General features: G+C 70.6%; 12 protein-coding genes. 5 read left to right on the forward strand and 7 right to left on the reverse strand.

Features of this window, described 5'->3' with window-relative positions; genetic code table 11:
• Nucleotides 1–137: 137 nt before the first annotated feature.
• Nucleotides 138–917 (forward strand): YdcF family protein, encoded by a 780-nt coding sequence (locus D7V77_RS33040; RefSeq protein WP_120580261.1) that lies wholly within the window; start codon nucleotides 138–140, stop codon nucleotides 915–917.
• Nucleotides 918–920: 3 nt separating this feature from the next.
• On the opposite strand, the gene D7V77_RS33045 is transcribed toward D7V77_RS33040, so the two are convergent.
• From D7V77_RS33045 to D7V77_RS33065, 5 genes are all read right to left on the reverse strand, one after another.
• Nucleotides 921–2,513: a bifunctional UDP-sugar hydrolase/5'-nucleotidase gene (locus D7V77_RS33045; protein WP_120580262.1), complete on the reverse strand. Its 1,593-nt coding sequence runs from the start codon at nucleotides 2,511–2,513 to the stop codon at nucleotides 921–923.
• A gap of 156 nt (nucleotides 2,514–2,669) precedes the next feature.
• Entirely contained in the window at nucleotides 2,670–3,416 is a 747-nt protein-coding gene (locus D7V77_RS33050) for an MBL fold metallo-hydrolase (RefSeq protein ID WP_120580263.1), read from the reverse strand.
• Nucleotides 3,413–3,910, reverse strand: a complete 498-nt coding sequence (gene coaD, locus D7V77_RS33055; RefSeq protein WP_120563835.1) for a pantetheine-phosphate adenylyltransferase — start codon at nucleotides 3,908–3,910, stop codon at nucleotides 3,413–3,415. The genes D7V77_RS33050 and coaD overlap by 4 nt, the downstream gene beginning before the upstream one ends.
• Nucleotides 3,910–4,530 carry a TetR/AcrR family transcriptional regulator gene (locus D7V77_RS33060; protein WP_120580264.1) on the reverse strand — a complete coding sequence of 207 codons (621 nt, stop codon included), beginning with the start codon at nucleotides 4,528–4,530 and terminating at the stop codon, nucleotides 3,910–3,912. The genes coaD and D7V77_RS33060 overlap by 1 nt, the downstream gene beginning before the upstream one ends.
• 95 nt (nucleotides 4,531–4,625) lie before the next feature.
• Nucleotides 4,626–5,162, reverse strand: coding sequence for an adenine phosphoribosyltransferase (locus tag D7V77_RS33065; RefSeq protein ID WP_120580265.1), 537 nt, complete (start codon nucleotides 5,160–5,162; stop codon nucleotides 4,626–4,628).
• A 310-nt stretch (nucleotides 5,163–5,472) separates the two neighbouring features.
• Between D7V77_RS33065 and D7V77_RS33070 the strand changes: the two genes are divergently transcribed.
• The 4 genes from D7V77_RS33070 to D7V77_RS33085 all read left to right on the forward strand — a co-directional run bounded on the left by D7V77_RS33070 (nucleotide 5,473) and on the right by D7V77_RS33085 (nucleotide 12,681).
• Nucleotides 5,473–8,736 carry an SNF2-related protein gene (locus D7V77_RS33070; RefSeq protein WP_233597382.1) on the forward strand — a complete coding sequence of 1,088 codons (3,264 nt, stop codon included), beginning with the start codon at nucleotides 5,473–5,475 and terminating at the stop codon, nucleotides 8,734–8,736.
• A gap of 157 nt (nucleotides 8,737–8,893) precedes the next feature.
• On the forward strand, nucleotides 8,894–10,630 hold the full coding sequence (gene recN, locus D7V77_RS33075) for a DNA repair protein RecN (protein ID WP_120580266.1): 1,737 nt from the start codon (nucleotides 8,894–8,896) through the stop codon (nucleotides 10,628–10,630).
• A 107-nt stretch (nucleotides 10,631–10,737) separates the two neighbouring features.
• A complete protein-coding gene (locus tag D7V77_RS33080) occupies nucleotides 10,738–11,538 on the forward strand; it encodes a Stp1/IreP family PP2C-type Ser/Thr phosphatase (RefSeq protein WP_120580271.1) in 801 nt (266 codons plus the stop codon).
• Between the two features lie 225 nt (nucleotides 11,539–11,763).
• The gene (locus D7V77_RS33085; RefSeq protein ID WP_120580267.1) at nucleotides 11,764–12,681 is read left to right on the forward strand and encodes a M23 family metallopeptidase; all 918 of its coding nucleotides are present in this window, start codon (nucleotides 11,764–11,766) and stop codon (nucleotides 12,679–12,681) included.
• A 23-nt stretch (nucleotides 12,682–12,704) separates the two neighbouring features.
• Here the strand turns inward: D7V77_RS33085 and D7V77_RS33090 are convergent, their stop codons facing one another.
• Together D7V77_RS33090 and rlmM are read right to left on the reverse strand one after the other, a co-directional pair.
• Nucleotides 12,705–13,409, reverse strand: a complete 705-nt coding sequence (locus D7V77_RS33090) for a diguanylate cyclase (RefSeq protein WP_120580268.1) — start codon at nucleotides 13,407–13,409, stop codon at nucleotides 12,705–12,707.
• A gap of 71 nt (nucleotides 13,410–13,480) precedes the next feature.
• Nucleotides 13,481–14,599, reverse strand: a 1,119-nt coding sequence (rlmM, locus tag D7V77_RS33095) for a 23S rRNA (cytidine(2498)-2'-O)-methyltransferase RlmM (protein WP_306466144.1), incomplete at its 5' end; no start/stop codon positions are given.

Below are 14,599 nucleotides of genomic sequence, written 5' to 3' on the forward strand. Positions count from 1 at the left end.
GGTGGGAGCGCGGACGGCCCGCGCGGGGGTGGCCGTGGAGCACTACCGGCGCTACCTGCAGTTGCGGCCGCGAGGGACCGGCGCGGCGGAGGCCCGGCAGTACCTCAAGTCCCGGTCGGGTCGGTAGCGGCGCCGCGATGTTCCTCGTCCTGTCGAAGCTGTTGGACCTGCTGCTGTCCCCGCTCACCTGGGCGCTGTTGTTCGGCGTGGCGGGGCTGCTGCTGCGCCGGTGGAAGCGCCTGTCGCTGGCGTCCCAGCTCGCGGCGTTGGCCGTGCTGTACGTGTTCTCCATCGAGCCGACGGTGGCGCTGCTGACGCGCGCGACGGAGGCGGACGCGGTGAGCACGTACCGGCCGGACACCGTCTACGACGCGGTCATCCTGCTGGGCGGAGGGCTGGACGCGGCGGCCACGGAGCGCTCGGGGCAGCCGGAGTACAACGCCGCGCCGGAGCGGATGATGCGCACCTTCGAGCTGCTGCACGACGGCAGGGCCCGGCAGGTGTTGATTACCGCTGGCAACCTGGACGCGAGGCCGGAGGCGGTGGTGGAGGCGGACGTGCTGGCCGCGCAGCTGGAGCACTGGGGCATCGCGCCCGAGCGCATCGTGAAGGAAGGGCGCAGCCGCAACACCCGCGAGAACGCGCTGGAGTCGGAGCCGCTGGTGCGAGCCCACGGCTGGAAGTCACTGCTCCTGGTGACGAGCGCCGCGCACCTGCCCCGAGCGGCCGGCTGCTTCGCGGCGGTGGGGCTGAAGGCGGACACCCTCGCGGTGGACCTCCGCTCCTCGACGATTCCCCCGGCGAAGCTGAGCTGGCTGCCACGCTCGGGAGCGCTCAACCAGAGCACGGACATGCTGCGTGAGCTGGCGGGGCGGGTGGTCTACCGGGCGCGAGGCTGGACCGCGCCCTGGCGGTAGGCGCTACTTCATCGACGGAGGCGCGTGCAGTCCGCCCTTGGGCACGCCGAGGACGGTGATGCGGCCCTGGGGCTTCGCGCGGGGCGCGGGCTTGCCGGTGCGGAACGCGGTGCTGAGCGCGTCCCAGGGCGACGTGTGCTCCGGGCTCGGGGGCAGGACAGGCAGGTCCTTGAACATCGCGTAGCCGTCGTTGCCCTGTGCCACGAAGCTGAAGGTGGCCAGCCGGTACTTCGCCGCGTCGTCCAGCGGCTTGCCCTTCACGTCCACCTTCGTCACCCGCGAGCCTGGCGCCTTGCGCAAGTCATAGGTGAAGCGCAGGCCGGACACCTGCGGGTAGCGACCGGGCGGCTTGCCATCCACGCTGCTCAGGCTGACGCCGTTCTCCAGCGCCGCGCGCAGCGTCGCCCCCGTCACCTCCAGGACGACCAGCTCGTTGCGGTAGGGCATGAGCGAGTACATCTCGCGCCGGGTCATCTTCCCCGCGGGCAGCACCCGGTCCGCGCGGATGGCGCCCCCGTTCACGAGCGCCACGTCCGCGCCCGTCGCCTCGCGGAACGCATCCGCCAGGAACGAGCCCAGGTTCGTCTCCCCCAGCCGGTTCGGCGCACTGCGCGCATCCAGCGCCACCGGCGAGCGGCCAATGCGCTCCGCCAGCGTGGCCATCAGCGGCGCGTAGGGCTTCATCTGCTCGTTGAACGCCGCGTCGTCCGGAGTCTTCGAGGTGATGGGAATCACCTTCCACGCCAGCTTCTTCACCGCGCCCGTCTTCGCGTCCAGGTCCAGCGTGACGCGGCCCAGGTCGATGGCGTCTTCGTCCAGCTTGAAGATGGGCGTGCCCGCGACGGTCTCCTCCACGCGGTCGTGGTCATGCCCGCCGATGATGAGGTCCACGCGCACGCACTTCGCCAGCTCGCGGTCCTGCTCCACCGCCAGGTGCGTGAGCCCCAGCACGAACTGCGCGCCCGCGGCCCGCAGCTCCTCCACGGAGCGCTTCGCGGCCTCGCAGTACGGCGTGATGCGCGTGTCCTTGCCCGGCTTGGACGAGGTCTGCGTCTCCGGCAGCACCACCCCGAAGATGCCCACCTTCACGCCGCCCACGTCGCGGAGGTCCCACGCCTTGAGCCCGTCGAACACCTGCCCGGACTTCACGCTCATCACGTTGGCGCCCAGCCACGGGAAGCGCGACTGCTGGAGGCGCGCGCGCAGCACGTCGTCCCCGAAGTCGAACTCGTGGTTGCCCACCGTGGAGTAGTCCAGACCGAGCGCGTTCCACGCGTCGATCATCTGCTTGCCCTTGAGCGCCTCGCCCGCCACCTCCGCGGACGACTCCACCGAAGGCGAAATCGTGTCACCCGCCAGCAGCGTGAGGACGTGCGGCGACTCCTTCAGCGCCTGCTGCTTGAGCGTGGCCACGCGCGACAGGCCGCCCCGGTTCTGGGCGGTGGGCTGGAACTGATAGACGTCGTTGAGGTGGAGGATCGTGAGGCGGACGGTGTCGGCGGGAGGCGTCGGCTCCGCGGCCCCGGCGGAACGGGTGGCCAGCACCAGCGCGAGCGGCAGCAGCACCGCCCAGGTGCTCACGGTCTTCTTCATCATCGGACAGTCGTTCTCTTGCGGGGGCACAGGGGGAGCGCCAACCCGTCTCGGCGTAGCGCACTCGGCACGTGAAGGCGAGCGGACCGGATATGGCGCAACGCGCAAGCCCTTCTTCCCGGAGGATGAAGGGCATCCGGCCCACCATGCGCTCCGTCCTCAGACGGTGTAGCGCCGGCCCTGCACCAGCGGCTCGATGACGCTGCCGCTCGTGTCGAAGAGGTCCGGATAGTGGATGAGGCGCATCTTCGCGCGAGTCGCCTCCGGCAGCGCCGCCAGCTTCTCGTAGGGCGTGTGCACGCCGTAGTTCGTCTCGTGGATGACCAGGTCCGCCTCGGACAGCCAGGAGATGAGCCCCTCGTCGAACGCGGTGTCCGCGCTGTAGCCCAGGCACCGGCCCCCGGCGCGGATGCGGAACGCGGTGGTGGGCACGTGGTGGTAGGTGAAGCGGCACTCGATTTCGAACGGGCCGTGGCGCACCGAGCGCTCCAGGTGCAGCGGCGTGTGCGTGAAGTAGTCCTCGAAGTGCTTGTGGCTGGGCCCCGCGCCCTGCTGCTCGATGAGGCACTCCATGCCCGCGGCCAGGTGGCCCTCCCAGAGGCGGCGCGTGACGCTCGGGTGCGCGAGCAGCTCCATCTTCCGCTGCAGCACGAAGAAGGAGAAGTACCCCAGGCCCTCCAGGCCGGAGGCGTGGTCCGCGTGCAGGTGCGTGAGGGCCACGGCGCTGACGCGCTCCACGTCCAGGTGCACGCCGGAGGACTCGGACGCCTCGCGCATCATCTTGCGGATGGGGTGCGGACAGTCGAGCAGCAGCACCTGGTCCTCCGCCTCCAGCGCCAGGCACGACGAGTAGTAGAGCGCGGAGAAGGCATCACCAACGCCCAGGGGAATGAAGGACAGGCTCATGGATGGCTCCGGAGGGAAGGGGACAGCCGCTCGCGCAGCTTCGCGGCGACGGCGGGAGGGCAGAAGGCGGACACGTCCTCGCCGCGCGTGAGGCGCTCCTTGAGGGCGCTGCTGGACACCTCCGCCAGGTGCGCCTCCGCGGGCAGGAAGAGGGTGGACAGCTCCGGCGCGAGCGCGCGGTTCATCTGCGCCAGCTCCGTCTCGAACTGCGCATCGGTGGCGCCGCGCACGCCGCGCAACAGGACGCTCGCGCCAATCTCCCGCGCCAGCTCCACGATGAGCCCTTCGGTGAAGGTGACGGAGACGTTGGGGTGCCGGGCCACGGCCTCCCGGATGAGCGCCATGCGCTCCTCGGCGGTGAGCAGCGTGTGCTTGTTCGGGTTGACCGCGACCACCACGACGACATGGCTGAAGAGGCGCGCCGCCTGTCGCACCACCGACAGGTGTCCCGCCGTCACGGGGTCGAAGCTGCCTGCGTAGATGGCGATGGTCATCACGACACCTCACGGTCCGGAGAAGAAGAAGTCGCCGCGTCCAACAGCCCCGCGGCCATGCGCTTCACGGTGCCCGCCGCGGAGCCCGGAGGCACGAGCCCGGGCGCGCTCGCGGACAGCACGAAGTACCCCTGGATGGCGGCGAAGAGCCCCGCGGCCAGCGGACGCGCGCGGCGCTTGCCCACCACCGCCGCGACCAGCGCCTCCAACTGCTCCAGGTCCGCGCGCACCACCTCTTCGTAGGCGACGCGCACCTCCGGCTGCCGGATGGCCTCCGCGCTGATGGTGACCCAGCCCGCCACCGCCGCCACGTCTGAGTCCGGCCCGGTGGCGAGGAACGCGTCCACGAACGCCTCCACCCGACCGTGTGCATCTTCCGCGGCGAGCTTCGTGGCCCGCGTGGCGAAGCGCTGCCGGGCGCGAGCGGCCAACGAGCGCACCAGGGTCAGGAGGATCTCCTGCTTGTCCTCGAAGTGGTAGTGCACCAGCCCCGCGCTCAGGCCCGCCGCACGGGCGATCTCCGCCACGGACGCGCCCTCGTAGCCGCGCTCGGCCATGGCCTTGAGCAGTCCAGCGACGATCTGTTCCCGGCGCGCTTCGGTATTGGAGGGACGAGGCATGGCGCGATTTGGTTTCTAGGTTGTGTGACCAACTTATAAACAGGGCCGGCGTGGGCGTCAACCGGACGTGGGGTCCGGTGACGCCAGGCGGAAGGCTAGAAGCGGAGGACGGACGTCACCTTGTCCGGCCCCAGCCGCTTCGGACCCTCGAGGAAGTCGAGCGTGATGAGGAAGCTGTAGCCGACAATCTGCCCGCCCAGCCGGCCGATGAGCCGGCCCGTGGCGTCGGCGGTGCCGCCGGTGGCGAGCACGTCATCCACCACGAGGATGCGCTCGTCCTTGAGGATGGCGTCCTCGTGCATCTCCACGCCGTCCGCGCCGTACTCCAGCGAGTAGCGCTCCACGATGCGCTTGTGCGGGAGCTTGCCGGGCTTGCGCGCGGGCACGAAGCCCGCCTCCAGCGCCAGCGCGATGGGGGCACCCAGCAGGAAGCCGCGCGACTCCACGCCCACCACCTTGGTGATGTGCTGGCCCCGGAAGGGGGCGGACATGGCGGTGACCACCCGGCCGAAGAGGCGCGGGTCCGCCAGCATGGGGGTGATGTCCTTGAAGACGATGCCGGGCTTGGGGAAGTCCGGCACATCTCTCAGGACGGCCTGGAGGTCGGAGGCGAGCGTGGGGTCGAGGGACATGGGGTGGGGCTCCGAAAGGAGGACGGCGGCGTTTCAGCCCGGTGGATGACACCCGGGGTGGACCTGGGACCCAGGGTACCCGGCCCGGGTGACAGCCAGCCTGGCGGGCCCCCGGACGCAGAGTCCCAGGGCCAACGGCCGGAGGATGGGCGGACTGGGACGGGACCGGGGCATGGCGGACGTTGATGATCTCACAGCTTCGCGCCGCCCGGCCGCATCGGCTGGCGGACGCCGTATTTTTTCCCGCGCGCGGGGATCCCCTCACTGTGTTAAGCGAGGCGGTTCCCCCCGACCAAGGAGTCTGGGGCCCTTGCAAGCCGTGCAAACCACCGCTGACACCCGAGACCCTCTCTCCCCCCAGGACGGAATCTGGCTCCGCGCCCTCAAGGCCGAGGTCGAGCCCGCCACGTTCAAGAAAGGCCGCGAGGTGGCCGAAGGCCGCCGCGTCTTCGGCCTCACGCGTGAACCCGAACGCATCCGCGCGCAGGTCGCGGGTCCGTCCGGCGAGCGCTACGACGTGGCCCTGATTCCCGGAGAGGGAAAAGTCGTTTCCTCCTGCACCTGCCCGGTGTGGAACACCACGGGCCCGCATTGCGAGCACGTGGTCGCCGTGGCACTCATCTACGCGGCCCGCTTCCGGCCACCGCCGCCACCGCAGAAAGCCGCGGCGCCTCCTCCGCCGCCCGAACCCGAGGACATGGGGCCGGACGACGAGGAGGAGATTCCCGGAGGCGGAGCGCCGGGGATGGAAGGCGTTAGCCTGCCCGCGCTCGCCAAGGTGGAGAGCTGGCTGGGCCTGTCCTCACTGCCCGACTACGAGTTCCTCTACCGGCTCACCCCCGCGAGCACGGGGGCGGGCGGCTCCAACAACCGCCACTGGGTCGTGGACGTGCGCCGTCAGGACGCGCAGACCAAGGGCCCCGTGCACGTGAAGCGTCTGCTCCAGGCGGGCAGCCGCATCGCGCCCCCGGACGAGCGCATCTTCATGGTGCTGTCGCGCCATGAGCACCGCTACGACTCGCGCATCGTCCTCTCGGACGAGGACCTGTGCGAGGTGCTGGAGCTGTTGCGCCAGCGCCGGGTCATCTACCGGGGCACGCCGCTCGTCTACATGGAGCAGCCCGTGCGGCCGCAAATCCATCTGGAGTCGCGTCCAGACGGTGCCACCGCGCAGATTGAGCTGCTGTTCCCGGACGGCGTGGGCTACCCGCTCAAGGACGTCATCGTGCTCGCGGGCCGGCGCACGTACGTCATCCAGGCGCAGAACCTCCACGCCGTGGAGCCGGACTTCCCGCCGCGCTTGCTGCGCAAGTGGCTGCTGGAACCGACCATGGCCTTCCCGTCCGGGCAACTGGACCGGGTCCTGACGTTCTTCGCCGCGCACCTGCCGCGCTTCCGCATGTCGTTGAAGGCGGACGACATCGAAGTGGACGAGTCGGTGGAGCCGCGCTTCGTCGTCACACTGGAAGGCGCCGCCGAGCGCGTGAAGGTGCAGCTGGCCGCGAGATACGGCCAGACGACGGTGGCGGTGTCCCCCACGGCCACGCACCTGGGCTACGCCAGCGGCGTGGGCGAGGACTCGCGCAAGCTGTACCGCCGCCGCGACGAGGTGGAGCGCGCCGCGGGCAAGGTGCTGCTCGACCAGGGGCTGCGCTTTGATCAGGCCTCGCAGGCGTTCGACGCGACGGGCGACGTGGCCCTGGAGTTCTGGGCGCGGGGCCTGGCGGGCCTGCCTGAGGAGTGGGAGCGCTACGGCGTGCAGGCGCCCAAGGTGCGGCTGCGCCCGAAGCTCAAGCCGCGCATCCGCGTGGGCATGAGCGGCGTGCAGTGGTTCGACCTGGACGCGGAGTTCGTCACCGACGACCAGGCCGTGGACCTGGGCGCCGTGCGCATGTGGCTGGACTCCGGCCGCAAGTTCGTGCCGCTGAAGGACGGCTCCTTCGCGGAGGCGGACGTCGCGGAGATCAAGCGCGTGGCGGACCTCCTGGAGGAGGCCGGCGCCATGCCGGGCCGCACGCGCACGCGGCTGCCGCTGCACCAGGCGGTGGCCCTGGACCTGCTCGCGGACCTGAGCGAGTTCACCGAGGTGGAGGCCAAGGCCCGTCAGGCCATGCTCGCGCTGCGCGAGTCCGCCGGCGTGCCGAAGGTGGCCGTGCCGGAAGGACTCCAGGCCACGCTGCGCCACTACCAGGAGGCGGGCCTGTCCTGGCTCTGGTTCCTCCGGCGCCACGGGCTGTCCGGCATCCTCGCGGACGACATGGGTCTGGGAAAGACCATCCAGTCCCTGAGCCTGATGCAGAAGGTGGCCAACGACGAGGGCCGCAAGCCGTCCCTGGTGGTCGCGCCCACGAGCGTGCTCGCCAACTGGGAGCGCGAGGCGGAGCGCTTCACGCCGGGCCTCAAGGCCATGGTGTGGCACGGGCAGGACCGCCGCGAGCGCGCGGAGGACCTGAAGGACATGGACCTGGTGCTCACGTCGTACGCGCTGGTGCGCCGCGACCTGGAGCAGCTGTCCCAGGTGGGCTTCCGCTACGTCATCCTGGACGAGGCGCAGAACATCAAGAACGCGGACAGCGCCACCGCGCAGGCGTGCAAGTCGCTGCCCAGCGAGACGCGCCTGGCGCTCACCGGTACGCCGCTGGAGAACCGCCTGTCGGAGCTCTGGAGCATCTTCGACTTCCTGATGCCCGGCTTCCTGGGCAGCGCGGAAGGCTTCAGCGACCGCTACGAGCAGCCCATCCAGGTGGCCAACGACGCCACCGCGAAGGACCGGCTGCGCCGCCGCATCCAGCCCTTCATCATGCGCCGCCTCAAGACGGAGGTGGCCAAGGACCTGCCGCCGAAGACGGAGAGCGTCGCGTGGTGCGAGATGGAGCCCGGCCAGGCCGCGCTCTACCGCGAGGTGCTGGAGGAGAGCCGCCGCAAGGTGAACGAGTCCATCGAGAAGGTGGGCTTCAAGAGGAGCCGCGTCTCCATCCTCGCCGCGCTGATGCGCCTGCGTCAGGTCTGCTGCGATCCGCGTCTGCTCAAGATGCCGCCCGGCACGCTCTTGCCGTCCAGCGCGAAGCTCGAGCGCTTCATGGAACTGGTGGCGGACCTGGTGGCGGAAGGCCACCGCGCGCTCGTCTTCAGCCAGTTCACGGAGATGCTGGAGCTGCTCAAGCAGGAGGCGGACAAGAAGGGCCTGCGCTACCTCTACCTGGACGGCCGCACCAAGGACCGCATGGGCAAGGTGGACGAGTACAACCGCCCTGACGGCCCGCCGCTCTTCTTCATCAGCCTCAAGGCGGGCGGCACCGGCTTGAACCTCACCGCCGCGGACTACGTCATCCACTTCGACCCGTGGTGGAACCCCGCGGTGGAAGACCAGGCCACGGACCGTACGCACCGCATCGGCCAGACGCGCGCGGTCATCAGCTACAAGCTCATTACGCGAGGCACGGTGGAGGAGAAGATTCTCAGCCTCCAGCGCCGCAAGCGCGAACTCGCCGCCGGCGTGCTGGGCACGGACGGGGACGACATGGGCCGCACGCTCACCGAACAGGACATCCAGGAGCTGTTCACCGAAATCTGATGCGACTCGGGGAGTGGGAGATGGTTGTGGCGCCAACATGCCACGCCCTCCCACTCGCCCTCCCGCCATCCACCCGACCCGAACACCTGTGCAGTGTCATCAAGACCTGCTAGGGTGTTCAGGTGTTGGGGCGTCGTACGGATCGCGGAGGGCGCGAGTGCTGCTGGGTCTTCGGATTTCGAACGTAGCGGTGATTGAGGAGGTGGAGGTCGCGTTTGGCGCGGGCCTCACCGTCCTCACGGGTGAGACGGGTGCCGGCAAGTCCATTCTGGTGGACGCGCTGGGCCTTCTGCTCGGGGGCAGGGCGGATGCGGACGTCATCCGTGCGGGCTGCGAGGACGCGGCGGTGGAGGGCGTATTCGCCCGGACACCGGTGCTGGCCGCGCGCCTGGAGGAACTGGGCCTCCCGGACCTGGGAGAGGAGGTGCTCGTGCGCCGCGTGCTCGGGCGCACCGGGCGCGGAAAGGTCTACGTCAACGGCGCGCTGGTGACGCTGGGCGTGCTGGGGAAGCTCACTCGGGGCGCGGTGGACATCGCTGGCCAGCATGAGCACGTGAGCCTCTTCGACTCCGGGCTGCACCGGGTGCTGCTCGACAAGTACGGTCGCCTGGAGGAAGCGCTGGCCGCGTACGGCCGCGAGTGGGCGAACCTGCGCGAAGTGGATGGCCGCATGGACGCGCTGGGCGGAGACGACGCCAAGGTGCGCGAGCGCGCGGAGTTCCTTCGCTTCCAACTGGACGAAATCACGCGCCTGGACCCGGAAACCGGCGAGGACGTGAAGCTGGACGCGGAGCGCCGGCGGCTGGGCAGCGCCCAGAAGCTCAAGCGTCAGGGCGCGGAGGCCGAGCTGCTGGTGTCGGGCGAAGCGCCGTCCGCGGTGGAGATTGTCGGGCGCGCGCTGGGGCTCGTGCACGAGGGCGTCAAGTGCGACGCGACGCTCGCGCCGGTGGCTCAGTCGCTCAGCACGGCGCTGTCGGAGCTGGAGGAGGCCGCGCGCCTGCTCAACCGCTACGTGGAGGGGCTGGAGTCCGACCCCGGGCGGCTGGGCGAGGTGGAGGAGCGGCTGGACGCGCTCAAGCGGCTGTGCCGCAAGCACGGCGCGACGCTGGACGGCGTCCTCAAGAAGCGCGGCGAGCTGGAGACGGAGCTGGGCACGCTGGAGAACCGGCGCGAAATCCTGGAGGAGCTGAACCAGGAGCGCAAACGCGTGGAGGAGCGGGCGCGCAAGGCGGCGCTGACGCTGTCCCGCGCGCGCAAGGCCTCCGCCGGGGCCTTCTCCCAGCAGGTGCGCGAGGGCCTGGGCGGACTGGCCATGGGCAAGGCCGCCTTCGAGGTGCGCGTCACCGCCGGGGAGTCGCTGCGTCCGGACGGCATGGATGAAGTGGAGTTCTTCTTCAGCGCCAACCCGGGGGAGCCGGCGCGGCCCCTGGCCAAGGTGGCCTCGGGTGGTGAGGCGAGCCGGCTGCTGCTCGCGCTCAAACGTGCACTGGCGGACAGTGACGCGTGCGGCTGCTACATCCTGGATGAGGCGGACGCGGGCGTCAGCGGCGCCATCGCGGACGTGGTGGGCCGGATGATTCGCGAGGTCAGCTCCCACCGTCAGGTGCTGTGCATCACGCACCTGCCCCAGGTGGCGGCCTACGCGGACGCGCACCTGCTCATCCGCAAGAGCGTGAAGGGCGAGCGCACCGTGTCCCAGGTGCTTTCGCTCTCGGCCGGCGCCGAGCGCACCCAGGAACTGGCCCGCATGATGTCGGGCGTGGAGGTGACTCGCGAGGCGCTCGGCGCGGCGGAAGCGCTGGTGCGTTCGGCCCACCGGGCCACGCCCCGCGCGCGCCGGGAGTCGGGTCCGGAAGGCAACAGCCCCCGGGGTCGGCTGCGCCGGACGGCCTGAAATGGGGGCCTACAAGGTAGGGGTGACCCAGGGGGAGGGGCATGACGCACCGGGAGTTTTCGTCCGCGTCCTTGCCCCCACTTATGGGCTCACATAGCATCCGGCGCGTGTCCAGCACCGCAGGGCAGACCGCGGCCCCCCGCCATAAAGTCATCTCCGCTGGCCTGACGGACGTCGGGCGCAAGCGCAATCACAACGAGGACAGCTTCCTCATTGACGATGAGCTCCAGCTCTACGTCGTGGCGGACGGCATGGGTGGGCACGCGGGTGGTGGTACCGCGTCGCGCATCGCCGTCGAGACCATCGACAAAGAGCTGAGGCGCGCGCGTGAAGGGCGGGAAAACCCCTTCGTCAGCGTTCCCAACCTCCAGGATTCGCCCATTCCGGAAGCGCTCCGGGGCGCGGTGGAGAAGGCCTGTCAGGCCATCTACCTCACCGCCCAGGATGACGCGCGCCTGTCCGGCATGGGCACGACAGTCATATCCCTGGTGGTCCGCGACGAGCACGCCTTCTTCGCCCACGTGGGCGACAGTCGCGCGTACCTCATCCGCGGGGACCTCATTCAGCAGATCTCCGAGGACCACTCGCTGGTCAACGAGCAGATCAAAGCGGGGATGATCACACCGGAAGAGGCCAAGCACTCCCGGTACAAGAACATCATCACCCGCTCCGTTGGCTTCGAGGAGGAGGTCCAGGTGGATGTCATGGGGCTCGTGTCCGAGCCCGGTGACGTGTTCCTGCTCTGCTCGGACGGCCTCGCCAACATGCTGGAGGACCGGGAGATCCACGACGCCGTCGCGCGCCACGCGAACCTGGATGAAGTGCCCAAGCACCTCATCGACCTGGCCAACGACCGCGGCGGCGACGACAACATCAGCGTCATCGTCGTGCGCATGCAGGGCGGGTAGGGCCCGGACTCGGGGCGCGATTGGGGCGCGCCCTGGAGTCTGTTGACCTTGACACTCTTCAAATGCGGATGATAGCTGCCCCAACCTTTCCACTTACTGAGAATCGCCAGTGGGTGACGGTGCGGGAGGGGCGGCGGGTGGGGGAGGTGTTGCGAGCGCGGGGAGCGACTTAGCTTCTGGCGCCGGAAGTCCCACGTTGCGAAAGAGTTTCCCCAGGAGTGGTCCGTGGCCAAAAAGTCCTTCACGCTGATGGTCATCCCGGACCACGACGCTCCGGTGAAGCGCTACACCATCCAGCGCTCCTGGCTGGTGCAGGTGGGCATGGGCCTGATGCTGGTGGCGGGACTGGGCGCCGGTGCGAGCATCCACTACCTCCAGGTGGCGGCGGACGCGTCGGAGAACCGCATCCTGCGTGAGGAGAACCTCACGCTGCGTTCCCAGCTGAAGTCGGTGCGTGAGCGCATCGAGCACATCGGTTCGACGCTGGACCGCGTGGAGCGTTTCGACCAGAAGCTGCGCGCGGTGACGTTGCTGTCGGACCCGCAGCGCAACCTGGCCATGGGCCCCACGGAGCCTGAGGCCGGCACCACTGCGCCCACGACGGACACGCAGTTCACCCAGCTGACCACCACGGACACCCCGAAGGTGCTGCTGGGCCGGCTGGACCGGCTCTCCGCGGAGGCCACCCGCCAGGAACTGAGCCTCCAGGACCTGCAGGCCTACTTCCAGGACCAGAAGTCGCTGCTCGCCTCCACGCCGTCGGTGTGGCCGGCGCGCGGCTGGGTGACCAGCGATTTCGGTCAGCGCCTGGACCCGTACACGGCGGACCGCGTGACGCACGCGGGCCTGGACATCGCGGCGCCGCACGGCAAGGAAGTCTCCGCGCCGTCGGACGGCACGGTGGTGTTCGCGGGTCTGGAGGGCGGGTACGGCAACGTGCTCGTCATCGACCACGGCTACGGCATCAAGACGCGCTACGGCCACCTGTCCAAGATTCTCGTGAAGGCCGGCGACCGGGTGAAGCGCGGCTCGGCCATCGCGAACGTGGGCAACACCGGCCGCTCCACCGGCCCGCACCTGCACTACGAGGTGCGCGTGAACGGCGTGCCGCAGAACCCGCGCAAGTTCATCCTCGAAGAGTAGGACACGAGTCGCTCGGGGACGCGTCAGGTTCCTTCCGGCTCCGGAAGGAACGCGTCCAGGCGCAGGCGCCGCCGCTGCAGGCCGTGAGTCCGCCCGGTTCGCTCCATGATGTAGGCCCGCTCCACCTCTGCCCACAGGAGCGGTCCCAGCACCTGCCAGTGTGACGGCTGGTGCACCGTCAGCTCCAGCAGCGCCACGGTGAAGCCCGGCACGTCGGTGTCGGAGGCTCCCGGAGGCAGCGCGGGGCGCAGGTCCTCCGCCAGCTTCGCGCGAGTCGTCTCCGCGCCGTCCTCGCGCACGGTGAGCTGGGACGTGGGCACGAGCAGCACCGCGAAGCCGTCCGGCTGGAAGCGCACGATGCGCGCGCCCGGGTACTGCGCGGCCAGCGACGCCACGACGGCCTTGAGCAGGGCGTCCCCGGCGGGGAAGCCGAAGCGCGCGTTGAAGTGGATCATCTCCTTCACGTCCACCATCAGCGCGCCCACGCGCCAGCCGTCGTGGTGCGCGTGCGTGGACAGGTCGAACTCCTCCTTGAGGAGCGTGCCCTGGGTGAGCGCCAGCACGTGCAGGGCCCCGGTGGCGTCCGGTTGGCCTCGCCGGCGCTGCTCGGTGGCGATGAGCTCCTGGGCGGCGGCCTGCGGCGCCTCCTGGGCGTGCCCCGGGCGCGCGGCCCGGGGGTGGAGGGCGACGAGGGCGGTGGCGGTGGCGTCGTCGAGTGCGTAGGGCATCGTGTCCGCGTGTGTAGCGCGGACCCGCCCCGGGCGCAGGAAAGCTTCTCCCCGCGCCCGCTCCGTCGCCCTCAGCGCATGCGACGCGCCGTGACCGTCACCTCATCCCGGTCATGGTAGAGCTGGCGGACGGTGAGGCCCTCCCAGCCCCCGTCGTCCACGAGCGTCTGGCGCACCCGCAGGAGCAGCGGGTTCTTGTCCTTCATGGGCAGCTTGATGTTGGCCACCAGGTTGCGCGCCCAGCGGCGCCGGCCCCACTTGGCCAGCAGCTGCGCCACCTCCAGGGGCCGCCACGCCATGTCGCAGAAGAGCCAGTCCGCGGACTCCTCCGGGGCGTAGGCGAAGGCGCTCTCCTGCACGTGCTGGACGCGCGGGTTCTTCGCCAGCTCCGGCATCAGCTTCGCCGGGTCCACCGCCACCACCCGCGCCCCTCGCGCCACCAGCCGCTGCGTCCAGCCGCCCGGCGCCGCGCCCAGGTCCACGCAGACGTCGCCGCGCCCGGGCTCGTGCGCCAGCCCGTCCAGCGCCTCCTCCAGCTTCATCGCCGCGCGGGAAGGGGACTCGCCCGCACGCTTCATCCGCCGCCGCCCGCCCGGCGCGAGCGACAGGGCCTCACGGGCGCTCACCGCGCCCAGGGTCAGCACCCCGTCCGGCGCGACGCACAGGCCCACCAGCAGGGCCCCCGCCTCGCGCGCCCGTCCGTCGTCCTCCAGCACGCGCCCCGAGGGGAGCGCCGCGCGGACCGTGGCTTCCAGCGCCTCGGCACGGCCCGCCTGCGTGTTGCCCTTCGCGCTGTCCGGCGTGTAGGCCCGCAGGAGCCAGGGCACGCGCGAGGGCAGCCCGGACATCGCAGCCACGAGCTCCTCCACCGGCACCTGTCCTCCACCCGGGGGCGCCCAGGTGGCGACGACCCGCTCCACCGCCCGGCCAAAGGCGGGGGGGACTTCAGGCCGCTGCTCGGACTCCACCAGGGCCGGCCCCAGGAGGCGGGGACCTGCTCCAGCCCAGGTCAGCTCCTCGAACAGGTGCGACTCGAAGCCCTCCCGGCAGGTCCACAGCCACCGGCCCGGCTGGGCCGCCAGCGTCTGTGCGGGCATGGACGGCACGCGCGCCCGAGGTGGGATGCGCGGCGCGGGCGAGGCGATGGGAGCCGGGGCGGAGCGTCCGGGGCCACCGGCACGGGGCGTGGG

The organism is Corallococcus sp. CA041A (assembly GCF_003612075.1).
Lineage (GTDB): Bacteria > Myxococcota > Myxococcia > Myxococcales > Myxococcaceae > Corallococcus > Corallococcus exiguus.

Bases quoted from the DNA above. Each gene is read 5' to 3' on its own strand.
- D7V77_RS33090 (WP_120580268.1), bottom strand. From the start codon at position 13,409: ATGCCCTACGCACTCGACGACGCCACCGCCACCGCCCTCGTCGCCCTC.
- D7V77_RS33050 (WP_120580263.1), bottom strand. From the start codon at position 3,416: ATGAGCCTGTCCTTCATTCCCCTGGGCGTTGGTGATGCCTTCTCCGCG.
- D7V77_RS33065 (WP_120580265.1), bottom strand. From the start codon at position 5,162: ATGTCCCTCGACCCCACGCTCGCCTCCGACCTCCAGGCCGTCCTGAGA.
- D7V77_RS33045 (WP_120580262.1), bottom strand. From the start codon at position 2,513: ATGATGAAGAAGACCGTGAGCACCTGGGCGGTGCTGCTGCCGCTCGCG.
- coaD (WP_120563835.1), bottom strand. From the start codon at position 3,910: ATGACCATCGCCATCTACGCAGGCAGCTTCGACCCCGTGACGGCGGGA.
- D7V77_RS33060 (WP_120580264.1), bottom strand. From the start codon at position 4,530: ATGCCTCGTCCCTCCAATACCGAAGCGCGCCGGGAACAGATCGTCGCT.
- D7V77_RS33040 (WP_120580261.1), top strand. From the start codon at position 138: ATGTTCCTCGTCCTGTCGAAGCTGTTGGACCTGCTGCTGTCCCCGCTC.